Below are 12,692 nucleotides of genomic sequence, written 5' to 3'. Positions count from 1 at the left end.
CATGATACCGGGGATGAAATTTCCGCCCGCGCTTGAGGCCTTGCTCGTTGACCTGTCGCATTTTCCGTGGCGTGACACCGCCATCACCCTGCGCAACCGCTTCCGTGAAGACCGCATGGGGCTGACCGCCAGCAGCCTGACCTTCACCACCTCGATTGCGCTGGTGCCTTTTTTCACCGTGGCACTGGCCGTTTTCACCGCGTTCCCGATGTTTTCCACACTGCAGGCGGCGCTGCAGGCCTGGCTGGTCAGAAGCCTGATTCCCGACAACATTTCGCGTCAGGTGCTGGGCTACCTGACGCAGTTCAGCGGCGAAGCCAACAAGCTGGGCGGCGCCGGCCTGGCGGTGTTGCTGGTCACGGCGATTGCGCTGATCCTGACCATCGACCGCACGCTGAACAGCATCTGGCGTGTTCGCAAGCCCCGGCCGCTGGCGCAGCGGGTGCTGATCTACTGGGCGGCTGTCACGCTCGGGCCGCTGGTGCTGGGCGCCAGCCTGGCGGTGACATCGTATGTGGTGTCGGCCTCCAGCGGCCTGGTCGGCGCCTTGCCGGTCAGCGTGCGCTTCGTGCTCGATGTGGCGCAGTTTTTCCTGGTAGCCGGCGCCATGGCCGCGCTGTACCGCTATGTGCCCAACACCTATGTCAAATGGGGCCATGCCTTTGCCGGCGGCCTGTTCGTGGCGGCGGGGCTGGAGATCGGCAAGAAAGTCCTTGGCGCCTACCTGACGGCGGTGCCGACCTATTCACTGGTCTATGGCGCTTTTGCGGCCTTGCCGATCCTGCTGGTGTGGATTTATGTCTCCTGGGTGATTGTGCTGATGGGCGCGGTCATCACCGCCTACCTGCCCAGCCTGATGGCCGGTGTCTCGCGGCGCGGCAGCGCACATGGCTGGCAGTTCCAGCTGGCCATCGAAGTGTTGCAGCATTTGCACCAGGCTCGTGGCACGGCGCGCATGGGTCTGAACATTGCCGAACTCGGCGAATGGCTCGAAGTCGACGGACTCCAGCTGGAGCCGGTGCTGGAAACGCTGGTTGAACTCGACTGGATCGGCCAGCTCAACGATGCCGAGGGAAACGCCGCGTCGCGCTACCTCCTGCTGGTGGAGCCTGGCAGCACGCCGCTGGCGCCGCTGATGCAGCAATTGCTGCTCGACCGCGCGCCTTCGGTCCATAATTTATGGGAAAAAGCCGGTTGGCGCACGCTGCAACTGCACGATGCGCTATGAAAACATGAGCAAACCGATTCCTGGCTTGCAGCCTTATTTCAACCCGGTTTAACGCATGAACGATTCCGATCCATCTGCCGCCCAGTCTTTGCCAGCCACCGACGTGACCTGGATCGTCTGCCTGTGCGCGGACTGGTGCGGCCTGTGCCGTGATTACGAAACCCTTTTTACCCAGATGGCCGCGCGCTACCCGGCCTTCAGGTTTGCCTGGCTGGATATTGAAGACCAGTCCGGCCTGGTGGGCGACATCGACGTGGAAACCTTCCCGACGGTGCTGATGGCCGATGCGCAGGGCACGCAGTTTTTTGGTCCCTTGACGCCGCAGGCCAACACGCTGGCGCGGCTGCTTGATTCACTCCAAAGCGCCAGCCTGCGAGCGGCCCCCCTGGCGCTGGCGACACGGCAATTGCTCGATGCGCTGCAAGCAGCGCCTGAACTCTGGATCAACGCTTCAGACATGTAAATCCAGGTAAGGGCGATGTCCGATTGGCAGCAGGCCTTGCACCGGGCCGCGGGCAGTGCTAAACCGCGTAAGCGGCGAATCTGCTCACGCAACTGACCCCGGAAGCCGGTCGGTTTTGCCCCTTGCTGTTGTGCGATGCGTGCATTCCGCCGGAACACAAGGAATGATACAGCCATGAAAAACCTGCCATCCGCGCAAATCGATGCGCTCAAAAACGGCGTTCAGGGAACGGTCATTCCTGCCGGCGACCCGGCCTACGACAGCGCCCGCCAGGTCTGGAACGCGATGATCGACAGGCACCCCGCCGCCATCGTCCGCTGCGCCGGCACAGCCGACGTGGTCCATGCGGTGAATTTCGCCCGAGACCAGGGGCTGCCGCTGGCCCTTCGCGGCGGCGGACACAACATTGCCGGCAGCGCGGTGTGCGATGACGGCATCGTCATCGACCTGTCCCAGATGAAGGCTGTGCAGGTTGATGCCCCCGCGCGGCGCGCCCGCGTCGAAGGCGGCGCCACGCTGGCCGATTTCGACGCCGCCGCCCAGGCGCACGGCCTGGCGACGCCGCTCGGCATCAACTCGACCACCGGCGTGGCCGGCCTGACGCTGGGTGGCGGCTTCGGTTGGCTCAGCCGGAAGTACGGCATGACGATCGACAGCCTGGCGTCGGCCGACGTGGTCACGGCCACCGGCGAGGTGCTGCACGCCAGCGCCACCGAGCAGCCCGACCTGTTCTGGGCGCTGCGCGGCGGCAGCGGCAATTTTGGCGTCGTGACGCAGTTTGACTTTCACCTGCATCCGGTCGGCCCCCAGGTGCTGGCCGGCCTGATCGTCTTTGCGTTTGCCGAGGCGAAAGCGGTGCTGCGGCAGTACCGCGAATTTGCCGCGCAGGCGCCCGACGAGCTGTCGGTGTGGACGGTAATGCGCAAGGCGCCGCCGCTGCCTTTCCTGCCGCCAAGCGTCCACGGGCAGGAGGTAATTGTGCTGGCGCTGCTGTACACCGGCGACCCGGCACAGGGCGAATCGCTCGTCAAGCCGCTGCACGCATTCGGCACGCTGCTCGGCGCGCATGTCGGCGCCATGCCCTATGCAGACTGGCAAAAAGCCTTCGACCCGCTGCTGACGCCTGGAGCCCGCAACTACTGGAAATCGCACAATTTTTCGGAACTCCCGGATGGGCTGTTCGATGCTGTCATCGCCGCCATCGGGACGCTGCCATCGCCGCAGTGCGAGATATTTTTTGGCGCCCTTGGCGGCGCCACCATGCGGCCCGCGCCGGGCGCCACCGCTTACGCCCACCGGGACGCGCGCTTCGTCATGAACGTTCACGGCCGCTGGGATGACGCTGCCGATGACGCGCGCTGCATGGCCTGGGCGCGCGACTTCTTCAAGGCCTCGGCGCCCTTTGCCAGCGGCGGCGTGTATGTCAATTTCCTGACCGACGACGAGGGCGACCGGGTGAAGGCCGCCTATGGCCAGAACTATGAGCGGGTGGCACAGGTCAAGCGCCGCTACGACCCGGCCAATTTGTTCAGCACCAACCAGAACATCCGGCCCGCCTGAGCGCAACCCTGGCGCTTGCAGGCGCCCGGCGCATCCTGATGATTCTTGTGGGTTGGTACCCGGGTCGGCGTTTCGGGACCGCCGCTGGCCTGTGGATGCCGAAGGTCTCGCTGACAGGAAGAAAAACCATGAAAACCTATATTGCCCTTTGCCATTTCACCGACCAGGGAATGCGCAGTGTGAAGGACACCACGAAACGCGCCGATGCCGTCAGAGAGTTGGCAAAAAAATTCGGCGCCAGCATGAGCCAGCTCTACTGGACATCGGGCCCGTATGACCTCGTGGCGGTCATCGAAGCCGACGACGAGGAGTCTGCCAACGCGTTCGGCCTGAGCATAGGTGCTGCCGGCAACATCCGGACCGAGATGCTGCGGGCGTTTTCAAAAGAGGAAATGAACGCCATTCTGGGCAGGATGGCATAGCCTTTCTTGCCTGCCCGGGCCGTTTGCCGGCTGGCCATGCCATCGTTTGCTGGCAGTTTTTGGCTGTTCCGGGAGGCGGTTGTGCATGCTATCCAGCGCACCCGCTACCATGATCCTGCCCGTCATCGCCCTATAAACGCACCAGGGAATTTTATAAAAACAGGCCCTCCGCGCAAGGAAGAATTGCATGTGAAGCTATTGAATCAGTAGCAAAATAATGTCGGTGCGTCGGTTTTTTATCCGCAAGGGGCTGGCCTGGCAGGCAGTCATGCCTGGCGCGTATGGCGCGCCCGGTGGCGCGTCACTTCGGCACTGCGCAGGGCCGCATGCTTGGTGGTCCGGCCAGCCATTCGTTCGCGCCACATTTTGAACGACGAGCGCTTGAGCTGGCGCCGCATCAACGCAATGACTGCCGACTCGTTCAGGCCAAACTGCACGGCGATGGACTCGAAGGGCGTGCGGTCTTCCCAGGCCATTTCAATGATGCGGGAAATGTCGGCGGCGTCGGGCGGTGTGCCATGGGCCAGCAACGGGTTCATGGTTTTAAAAAATCCCGGATCGCAAACAGGGTCTGATCGGGCGCTTCGGTCATCTGGTGATGACCGACGGGCAGGCTGACCAGTTGAACGTCCTTGCCTGCATTGCGTGCAGCGGCAATCAGTCCTTGCGCGGCTTTGGGTTGCGTCATCTGGTCTTGCGCGCCCAGTACAAACAGCACCGGGCAGGTGATGGCCTGAATCGCGGCCTCGCCGTTGGCATAGCTGTCGCAGGCCTTGAAGCCCCGGTGGAACACGTTGACCTGGAGGTTGCTGGCCAGCACACGGCGGCCCAGCGCCATGCCAGCGCCATAGACCCAGGTGCCCGGACCCATGCCGGAGGGCGGTGGTGCCAGCGTGCTGCGCGAGAACACATTGACCAGTTTTAAAGCCTTCAATGGCTCATTTAGCGACGCCTCCAGCAGCGCAGGCGACACCTTCATCGGAAAGGCGGTGCCGACCAGCACCAGGTGGCTGATGCGGTCTTTCAGCCTTGACGCGGCTTCTAGCGCAATCAGCGAGCCCCAGCTGTGACCCACCAGCGCGGCGCGTTCCACGCCGGCCGCTTCAAGCAGTGCGGCAACGAAACCAGCCGCTTCCTCGACGGAAGAGGGCGCTTCGCCTGCGCTGCGGCAGTGGCCGGGCAAATCGACGGCCAGCACGTTCCAGCCGTGGTGCGCCAGGTAGCGGCTTTGCAGGCTCCAGACGCTGTGGTCATTGAGCACGCCGTGGATGAAAACAACCGTGGGCTGCTTTGCATCGAACGGCTTGCCGCCGGTGTACCCATAGGTCTTGGCGCCATTGACGAGATGTTCCATGGTCAAGCCCCCGCTTTCTCGGCCACTTTCAAGGCGCGCTTGAGGTCGTCGATCAGGTCGTCCGGGTCTTCCAGGCCGATGGACAGGCGGATCGTTCCCTGCGTGATGCCGGCGCCCGCCAGCGCCTCATTGCTCATGCGGAAATGTGTGGTGCTGGCCGGGTGGATCACCAGGCTGCGGCAGTCGCCGACATTGGCCAGGTGGCTGAAGACCTTGAGCCCCTCGACAAACGCCTTGCCCTGTTCCCGGCTGCCTTTGAGGTCAAAGCTGAACACCGAGCCAGCGCCGCGCGGCAACAGTTTTTTGGCCAGCGCATGGCTGGCGTGCGATGCGAGCAGCGGATGGCCGACGCGCGACACGAACGGATGGTTTGCCAGGAAGTCCACCACCTTTTCGCTGTTGCTCATGTGGCGCGCCATGCGCAGCGGCAGGGTTTCGATGCCCTGCAATATCAGCCAGGCGGTGTGCGGGCTCATGCAGGCGCCAAAGTCGCGCAGGCCCTCGCGGCGCGCGCGCAGCAAAAAGGCGCCGACGGTGCTTTCCTCGCTGAACACCATGTTGTGAAAGCCGTCGTAGGCCTCGGTCAGTTCGGCGAACTTGCCGGACTGGTCCCAGTCGAAGCTGCCGCCGTCGACGACCAGCCCGCCAATCACCGTGCCGTGGCCGCTCAGGAACTTGGTCGCCGAGTGGTAGACCAGGTCGGCGCCGTGCTCGAACGGCTTGATCAGCCAGGGCGAGGTCAGCGTCGAATCGACCAGCAGCGGCACCTGCGCTTCATGTGCCACGGCCGCCACCGTTGCGATGTCCAGCACTTCAAGGCCCGGATTGCCGACGGTTTCACCAAAAAAGAGCTTGGTGTGGGGCCGCACCGCCGCGCGCCAGCCGTCGATGTCCCCGGGCTTGACAAAGGTGGTGTCGATGCCAAAGCGGCGCAGCGTGTAGTGCAGCAAGTTCTGGCTGCCGCCGTACAGGGCGGTGCTGGCGACGATGTGCGAGCCGGCGCCCATCAGCGTGGCAATGCTCAGGTGCAACGCGGCCTGGCCGCTGGCTGTAGCAATCGCGCCGATGCCGCCCTCCAGCGCCGAGATGCGCTGCTCCAGCACCGCATTGGTCGGGTTGCTGATGCGCGAGTACACATGGCCGGCGCGCTCCAGGTTGAACAGGCTGGCCGCATGGTCGCTGGACTCGAAAACGAAGGACGTGGTCAGGTGGATCGGCACGGCGCGCGCGCCGGTGGCCGGGTCGGGCGCGGCGCCTGCGTGCAGCGCCAGGGTGTCGAAACCGGGGTCTGAATAACCGGGCATGAATGAAGTCTCCAGTGCAAAAAAGCTGATTTTTCAAGCGCACCCGGCCACTTCCGGGACAAGGGGTGAAAGGGCAGGGGCAAAAGCAGAGAGCGTCGAGATAATCGTTACCCTTGGTGAAGGCATTGTGGGCTATATTCAAAGCCGATTTCCACCCTGACTGGCCGTACTGCGTCACGGCGGGGACCATGAAACACATGCTGGCGCAGTCGCTGCTGCCAGAACCACCTAGGAAAAACGATGAAGGTAGCAGACATCCTGCGGGTAAAAGGCAACACGCTCTACACCGTCCAGCCTGATGAGCCGCTGGCCAAGGCCGCCGACATCATGGCCGAGAAAGACATCGGCTCGCTTGTCGTCATGGAACATGGCGACCTGGCCGGCATGCTGACCTTTCGCGAGGTGATTGTCTGCATCGTGAACAATGGCGGCGAAATTGGCCGCACGCTGGTGCGCAAGGCGATGGACGACCATCCGATGACCTGCACGCCCGACACCGAGATCGACGAGGTGCGCCGCATGATGCTGGAACGCCATGCACGCTACATGCCGGTGATGAGCCAGCGCATGCTGATGGGCGTGATCAGTTTCTACGACGTGGCCAAGGCCGTGGTGGACAGCCAGAATTTTGAAAACAAGATGCTCAAGGCCTACATCCGTGACTGGCCTGCCGAAAGCGATGCGGATCGCGACTGACACTCTGGGCTGGTTTGAACCCCGGAAAAACACTCTGGGATAATCACCGCCATGAGCGGCAATACCTTTGGAAATCTCTTCGCAGTCACCAACTTTGGTGAATCCCACGGCCCGGCCATCGGCTGCGTGATCGACGGCTGCCCGCCGGGCATGCTGCTGTCCGAGGCCGATATCCAGGGCGACCTGGACCGGCGCCGGCCCGGCACCAGCCGCCACGTCACCCAGCGCAACGAGCCCGACGCGGTCGAAATCCTGTCGGGCGTGTACCAGGGCATAACCACTGGCACGCCCATCTGCCTGCTGATCAAAAACACCGACCAGCGCAGCAAGGACTACGGCAACATCCTGGACACCTTCCGGCCTGGCCATGCCGACTACACCTACCTGCACAAATACGGCCTGCGCGACCCGCGCGGCGGCGGCCGCTCGTCGGCCCGTCTGACCGCACCCATGGTGGCGGCAGGCGCCGTCGCCAAGAAATGGCTGCTTGCGCAGTACGGCACCACCTTTCGCGGCTGCATGGCGCAGATCGGCGAGGCGGTGATTCCATTCGAGTCGTGGGAGCATGTGCCGAACAACCCGTTTTTTGCCCCCAGCGCCGACGTGTCCCACCTTGAAAACTACATGGACGCATTACGCAAGGCCGGCGATTCGTGCGGCGCGCGCATCCGTGTGGTGGCCTGCGGCGTGCCGGTCGGCCTGGGCGAGCCCCTGTTCGACAAGCTGGATGCCGACATTGCCTTTGCCATGATGGGCATCAATGCGGTCAAGGGCGTGGAAATCGGCGCCGGTTTTGGTGCGGTGACGCAGCGCGGCACCACCCACGGCGATTCGCTGACGCCTGAAGGCTTCCTGTCGAACAATGCGGGCGGCGTGCTTGGGGGCATCAGCACCGGCCAGGACCTGGAAGTGTCGATTGCCATCAAGCCGACCAGCTCCATCATCACGCCGCGCCAGTCCATCGACATCCACGGCCGGCCGGCCGAGGTGATGACCAAGGGCCGGCACGACCCCTGCGTCGGCATTCGCGCCACGCCGATTGCCGAAGCCATGCTGGCGCTGGTCGTCATGGAACACGCCCTGCGCCAGCGCGCGCAATGCGGCGATGTGAAGATTGGCACGCCGGACATCACGCGCAGCCGGGCTTGAGCGGACAAGGTTGACGCTCCCACCGACGCTGGCAGTTCTGGGGCAGAAGCGGGGAATTTGACTACACCACGGAAAAAGTCAGTGCCGTAGATTGAACCTTTTGATCCTTCAAAAGGAATTCATGGCAAACACCCCATCGCGTTCATTGCCGGAAAACGGCGCCAAGGCCGTTGGTGAAAAGCAGCGCAGCATCCAGCAGCAGCAGGACGGCAAAGACGCCGCGAAATCCAAAAAAGCCAGTGGTTCAGAAACTAAAAAGCAGCCTGTCCAGGCCGGCCCGTCCCGGCAGCCTGCGCCGCCGCTGCCCGCGCAGCACCTTGAAAAACCGGGGCTTGAAGCCGACATGCAGTTGCAGCCCCGGTTCATGGCCGAAGGCTACAAGGGCAGCGGCAAGCTCGACGGGCTGACCGCGCTGGTGACCGGCGGCGATTCGGGAATCGGCCGCGCCGTCGCCGTACTGTTTGCCCGCGAAGGGGCCGACGTGGCGATCTTTTACCTGAACGAACATGTGGACGCCGAGGAAACCAAGCGCTGCGTCGAGGCCGAGGGCCGGCGCTGCCTGTTGATGGCTGGCGACGTGAAGGACGTCGCCTTCTGCCGCACCGTGGTCGAGAAAACCGTCAGCACCTTCGGCAAGCTCGACATCCTGGTGAACAACGCCGCTTTCCAGGAACATGCCGACTCGCTCGAAGACCTGACCGAAGAGCGCTTTGACGAAACCCTGCGCACCAACGTCTATGGCTATTTCCACATGGCCAAGGCCGCGCTGCCGCACCTTCGGCGCGGGTCGTGCATCATCAACACCGGCTCCGTCACGGGGCTGGAAGGCAGTTCCCAACTGCTCGATTATTCGGCGACCAAAGGCGCGATTCATGCCTTCACGAAGGCGCTGGCCAGCAACCTCATCGACAAGGGCATTCGCGTCAATGCGGTGGCACCCGGCCCGGTGTGGACGCCGCTGAATCCGGCGGACAAGGACGCCAAGTCGATCCGTAAATTCGGCGCGGCCACCGATATGAAGCGTCCGGCACAGCCGGAGGAGTTGTCGCCCGCCTATGTGTTCCTGGCCTCGCCTGTGTGCGCCAGCTACATCACCGGCATCGTGTTGCCGATAACAGGCAGCGTCGGGGCTTGAGGACGCTGTTTTTTTCACCAAGTTTTCATCACTTCTTGGTTCGTACAGTCAAAAAAGCTGAATGCAACTCATACCGTCGCCTTGAAAAGGCCGCTTTTTCTGAGTCTCTGCCTTGCAAATGGACGACTTTCATTTTGGCTTTCCTGTGCCCTTGCGCCTTGGGTCGAGGCGCGGCAGGAACTGCCAACCAGCGCCGATAATTGCAGTTTTCCTCCAGAGGCCGATCCCAATTCAATGCGTCGTGTCCTTACCCCTTTTTGCGCCGGCACAAGCATGTCACGCCATGCGGCGGCGCCTGTCACACGGCACCCGAAGTGCAATGCCCCGGCCTTGAACAGGTATTGAGCCATGCTGAAATTTTTAGTCGATGAACGCGAGGTGGAATTGAGTGCCATCCGGGCGCAGGGCGCTGGCGGGCAAAACGTCAACAAGGTCTCAAGCGCGGTGCATCTCCGGTATGACATCGTTGCTTCATCGCTGCCCGACGAGATCAAGGAACGCCTGCTGTGCTTGAGCGACAGCCGCATCACGCGGGAAGGCGTGCTGGTGCTCAAGGCGCAGCAGCACCGCACACAGGAGATGAACCGGGCCGATGCGCTGGACCGCCTGCAGCAGGTCATCGACGGCGTGTCCAATCCGCCCAAAGCCCGGCGCGCCACCAAACCCACTTACGGCTCCCGGCAGCGCCGGCTTGAAGGCAAAAGCCAGCGCTCTGCCACCAAGGAATCGCGCGGCAAGGTGAACAAGGAATAAGTGCTGCCAGCAGGACTGATTCACTGTGTTACTGATAGTTGCCCGCGCTCATGCACAGAGCGCTGGTGCTTGATTTGTTGTGACTTTTTTCTCGCTGCGCGCCGACATCCCGATGCCCGGTAACGGCGGTGGCGGCTGCTGTCAGCGTGGGCGCATCCAGATCCAGAAACCGGGAAGCGTTGAATAAAACGAAACAAACCGATACTGCCGCGAGACGACCGGCAGGGCTTTCCCAAGCGCCATGACAATGTTGTTGAATCCGTTCCCACAGCAAGTAAAACACAGCCTGAAACCTTGGATCAAACGCACCTGTCCGGCGCTTCTCTGCAGCCTGGCCGCACGGACTGGCCCATGCGGCATTCCCCTGAAAGAAGACGATGGAATTGAATCTGGAAATTGTCACCACGCCCTTGCGCCCGGCTGCCACGGTGGTCATGCTGCGCGATGCGTCGGCAGGGCTGGAGGTTTTCCTGATGAAACGCCATGCCTTGTCCGACGTGCTGGGCGGCGCCTATGTCTTTCCAGGTGGCAAGGTCGACGCGGCTGATGCCGAACTGGACATGGCCGCGCATCTGGACCAGCCTTTGCCGGTGCTGCATGCCGGACTGAACGAGGCCGACATCAGCGAACGCACGGCGGGCGGGCTCTATGTGGCTGCCTTGCGGGAAGCCTTTGAAGAGTCCGGCGTATTGATGGCGCAAGGCATTGCAAGCCTGGGCGTTGACTGTTCCCGGGCAGCCGCACTGTTGCGCGAAGGCCATGGGTTCAACACGGTGCTGGCGCAAATGGGGCTGCGCCTGCAGACCCGAAGCCTCGTGCCCTGGTCGCGCTGGATCACGCCCACAGCGCCATCGGTCATGAACAAGCGCTTCGACACCCGGTTTTTTGTGTCCGCCGTTCCCGCCGGGCAGTTGGCAGTTCACGACAACCATGAAACCACCGACAGCATCTGGCTCAGTCCCCGCACTGCGCTGCAGCAGTATTGGGCAGGTCAGATCGCGCTGGCGCCGCCGCAAATCATGAGTCTGGCCCACCTGGCGCGCCATGTCAGTGTGGACAGCGTGATGGCGCAAGCCCGCAGCCGCCTGCCGCCGTTGATCCAGCCCGAGCCGTTTGACATGGAAGAGGGCCGGGTAATTTGTTACCCCGGCGATGTGCGCCACTCGGTGCGCGCACTGGCCATGCCCGGACCGACGCGGCTGTATTTCCATGTCGGCAACAAGCGCTTTGAGCCTGTCGGCGGTTTCGACAGCCTGTTTGATTGACGCCGCTGTGTTTCGGCGTGAAGGTATAAACAGGCGATGACCTTTGAATCCACTGTTCGATTGCCGCCGGAGGCACAAGCGCTCCTGCAAACCGCAACGCGTATGGAAACACCTTGTGGCACGGGCACCATGGTCTGGCATCTGTGGGGCAAGGCGACCCGCCATCCGGCCCTGGCACCAGTGGTGTTGCTGCATGGCGGCAGCGGCAGCTGGACGCACTGGCTGCGCAACATTGGCGCGCTCGCCGATTCCGGGCGCTGGGTGCTGGTGCCTGACTTGCCGGGCTTTGGCGAGTCTGACATGCCCCTGCACGGCACGGACGCCGATGCGCTTCCCGGTCCCGTCGAGCAGGGGCTGCAATGCATTTTGGGCGACGCGGCCTGCGATCTGGTGGGATTTTCTTTTGGCGGCATGGTCGCCGGTTTTATCGCCGAGCAGTTTTGTGAGCGTGTGGCACGCCTGGTGCTGGTCGGTGCGCCGGGCTTGGGCATCGCGCCGGAAAAAGCGATCCGGCTCAATGCCTGGCGGCACCTGGCGGAGCCCGCCCAGCGCAATGCAGTGCACCGCCGCAACCTGGCCGCGCTGATGCTGCTTCACCCGGAGTCCATCACCGAACTGGCCTTGCGCCTGCAGGTGGCGAACGTGCTGCGCGACCGGATGAAAGGACGCAGCCTGTCGCGTACCAATGTGCTCGCCCGGTCACTGGCGCAATTGAAATGCCCGGTGCATGCCATTTACGGCCGTGAAGACGCGCTGTACCGGGGAATGATGGAGTGCTTGGCGCCGGTGTTGCGGCTGGCGCCCGGTTTCAGGGCTTTGACGCTGGTTGACGCGGCAGGGCACTGGGTCCAGTTCGAGCGGGCAGAAGCTTTTGACGAAGCGCTTGTAGCCCTACTCAACGTGAACCCATAGGCAGCAAGCGGCTTATTTCTCGATCGCCAGCAATTCGACTTCAAACGTCAGCGTGGCATTCGGGGGCACTGCATTGCCTGCACCGCGATCCCCATAGGCCGTGGCCGGTGGGCAGGTCAATGTCGCCTTGCCGCCAACCTTGATCTTTTGCATGCCTTCGGTCCAGCAGGGCACCACGCGGTTCAGCGGGAACGAGGCAGGCTGGCCGCGCTTGATCGAGCTGTCAAATTCCTTGCCATCGGCCAGCGTGCCGCGGTAGTGGACCTTGACGGTGTCCGATGCCTTGGGCTGGGCGCCCGTGCCATCGACCGTGTGGACGATCTTCACGCCCGAGGGCAGGGTTTCAGGCGGCGCCACGGCCAAGGCGCCGGTAGCAAAAGCGGCGAAGGCGAGCAGGGAGAGGATTGATTTCATGGATGTCTGTGTGAATTGTTGAAGTGCGCATTGTCAA

The 12,692-nt window shown here is 63.0% G+C and carries 17 protein-coding genes; 11 read left to right on the top strand and 6 right to left on the bottom strand.

Annotation, left to right across the window (positions count from 1 at the left end):
- Positions 1-13 precede the first annotated feature (13 nt).
- The 4 genes from IWX85_RS09240 to IWX85_RS09225 all read left to right on the top strand — a co-directional run bounded on the left by IWX85_RS09240 (position 14) and on the right by IWX85_RS09225 (position 3,673).
- Positions 14-1,228: a YihY family inner membrane protein gene (locus IWX85_RS09240; RefSeq protein WP_036811073.1), complete on the top strand. Its 1,215-nt coding sequence runs from the start codon at positions 14-16 to the stop codon at positions 1,226-1,228.
- Between the two features lie 55 nt (positions 1,229-1,283).
- Positions 1,284-1,691, top strand: a complete 408-nt coding sequence (locus tag IWX85_RS09235; RefSeq protein WP_036811076.1) for a thioredoxin family protein — start codon at positions 1,284-1,286, stop codon at positions 1,689-1,691.
- A 174-nt stretch (positions 1,692-1,865) separates the two neighbouring features.
- Positions 1,866-3,251 carry an FAD-binding oxidoreductase gene (locus IWX85_RS09230; protein WP_196869537.1) on the top strand — a complete coding sequence of 462 codons (1,386 nt, stop codon included), beginning with the start codon at positions 1,866-1,868 and terminating at the stop codon, positions 3,249-3,251.
- Positions 3,252-3,379: 128 nt separating this feature from the next.
- The gene (locus IWX85_RS09225; protein WP_036813920.1) at positions 3,380-3,673 is read left to right on the top strand and encodes a GYD domain-containing protein; all 294 of its coding nucleotides are present in this window, start codon (positions 3,380-3,382) and stop codon (positions 3,671-3,673) included.
- A 266-nt stretch (positions 3,674-3,939) separates the two neighbouring features.
- On the opposite strand, the gene IWX85_RS09220 is transcribed toward IWX85_RS09225, so the two are convergent.
- From IWX85_RS09220 to IWX85_RS09210, 3 genes are read right to left on the bottom strand one after another with little or no spacing between them, the layout of a single operon-like run.
- The gene (locus IWX85_RS09220) at positions 3,940-4,212 is read right to left on the bottom strand and encodes a TIGR03643 family protein (RefSeq protein WP_051984387.1); all 273 of its coding nucleotides are present in this window, start codon (positions 4,210-4,212) and stop codon (positions 3,940-3,942) included.
- The gene (locus tag IWX85_RS09215; protein WP_036811082.1) at positions 4,209-5,027 is read right to left on the bottom strand and encodes an alpha/beta fold hydrolase; all 819 of its coding nucleotides are present in this window, start codon (positions 5,025-5,027) and stop codon (positions 4,209-4,211) included. Before IWX85_RS09215 ends, IWX85_RS09220 begins: the two co-directional genes overlap by 4 nt.
- Positions 5,028-5,029: 2 nt before the next feature.
- Complete coding sequence (locus tag IWX85_RS09210) at positions 5,030-6,331, bottom strand: O-acetylhomoserine aminocarboxypropyltransferase (protein ID WP_036811086.1); 1,302 nt, start codon at positions 6,329-6,331, stop codon at positions 5,030-5,032.
- Here IWX85_RS09210 and IWX85_RS09205 point away from each other — a divergent pair.
- The 4 genes from IWX85_RS09205 (at position 6,330) to IWX85_RS09190 (ending at position 9,311) form a co-directional block, all read left to right on the top strand.
- Complete coding sequence (locus IWX85_RS09205) at positions 6,330-6,491, top strand: hypothetical protein (RefSeq protein WP_196869536.1); 162 nt, start codon at positions 6,330-6,332, stop codon at positions 6,489-6,491. The genes IWX85_RS09210 and IWX85_RS09205 overlap by 2 nt on opposite strands.
- 80 nt (positions 6,492-6,571) lie before the next feature.
- Positions 6,572-7,027, top strand: coding sequence for a CBS domain-containing protein (locus IWX85_RS09200; protein ID WP_036811089.1), 456 nt, complete (start codon positions 6,572-6,574; stop codon positions 7,025-7,027).
- Between the two features lie 51 nt (positions 7,028-7,078).
- Complete coding sequence (aroC, locus tag IWX85_RS09195) at positions 7,079-8,176, top strand: chorismate synthase (protein WP_036811092.1); 1,098 nt, start codon at positions 7,079-7,081, stop codon at positions 8,174-8,176.
- A gap of 121 nt (positions 8,177-8,297) precedes the next feature.
- Positions 8,298-9,311: an SDR family oxidoreductase gene (locus IWX85_RS09190; RefSeq protein WP_196869535.1), complete on the top strand. Its 1,014-nt coding sequence runs from the start codon at positions 8,298-8,300 to the stop codon at positions 9,309-9,311.
- 68 nt (positions 9,312-9,379) lie between these two features.
- On the opposite strand, the gene IWX85_RS09185 is transcribed toward IWX85_RS09190, so the two are convergent.
- Positions 9,380-9,661, bottom strand: coding sequence for a hypothetical protein (locus tag IWX85_RS09185; RefSeq protein WP_196869534.1), 282 nt, complete (start codon positions 9,659-9,661; stop codon positions 9,380-9,382).
- Here IWX85_RS09185 and arfB point away from each other — a divergent pair.
- The gene (gene arfB / locus IWX85_RS09180) at positions 9,660-10,064 is read left to right on the top strand and encodes an alternative ribosome rescue aminoacyl-tRNA hydrolase ArfB (RefSeq protein ID WP_036811095.1); all 405 of its coding nucleotides are present in this window, start codon (positions 9,660-9,662) and stop codon (positions 10,062-10,064) included. The two genes, IWX85_RS09185 and arfB, sit on opposite strands and share 2 nt — an antisense overlap.
- A 28-nt stretch (positions 10,065-10,092) precedes the next feature.
- On the opposite strand, the gene IWX85_RS09175 is transcribed toward arfB, so the two are convergent.
- Positions 10,093-10,467 carry a hypothetical protein gene (locus IWX85_RS09175; protein WP_196869533.1) on the bottom strand — a complete coding sequence of 125 codons (375 nt, stop codon included), beginning with the start codon at positions 10,465-10,467 and terminating at the stop codon, positions 10,093-10,095.
- Here IWX85_RS09175 and IWX85_RS09170 point away from each other — a divergent pair.
- Both IWX85_RS09170 and IWX85_RS09165 read left to right on the top strand, forming a co-directional pair.
- Positions 10,442-11,329: an NUDIX hydrolase gene (locus tag IWX85_RS09170; protein WP_196869532.1), complete on the top strand. Its 888-nt coding sequence runs from the start codon at positions 10,442-10,444 to the stop codon at positions 11,327-11,329. The genes IWX85_RS09175 and IWX85_RS09170 overlap by 26 nt on opposite strands.
- 102 nt (positions 11,330-11,431) lie before the next feature.
- Positions 11,432-12,241, top strand: coding sequence for an alpha/beta fold hydrolase (locus IWX85_RS09165; protein WP_231379656.1), 810 nt, complete (start codon positions 11,432-11,434; stop codon positions 12,239-12,241).
- Positions 12,242-12,253: 12 nt separating this feature from the next.
- On the opposite strand, the gene IWX85_RS09160 is transcribed toward IWX85_RS09165, so the two are convergent.
- The gene (locus tag IWX85_RS09160) at positions 12,254-12,655 is read right to left on the bottom strand and encodes an FKBP-type peptidyl-prolyl cis-trans isomerase (RefSeq protein ID WP_036811100.1); all 402 of its coding nucleotides are present in this window, start codon (positions 12,653-12,655) and stop codon (positions 12,254-12,256) included.
- Positions 12,656-12,692: the final 37 nt, after the last annotated feature.

Origin of the sequence: Polaromonas sp. CG_9.11 (assembly GCF_015752225.1) — a bacterium.
GTDB lineage: Bacteria > Pseudomonadota > Gammaproteobacteria > Burkholderiales > Burkholderiaceae_C > Polaromonas.
This window is presented reverse-complemented; position numbering and strand designations above follow the sequence as displayed.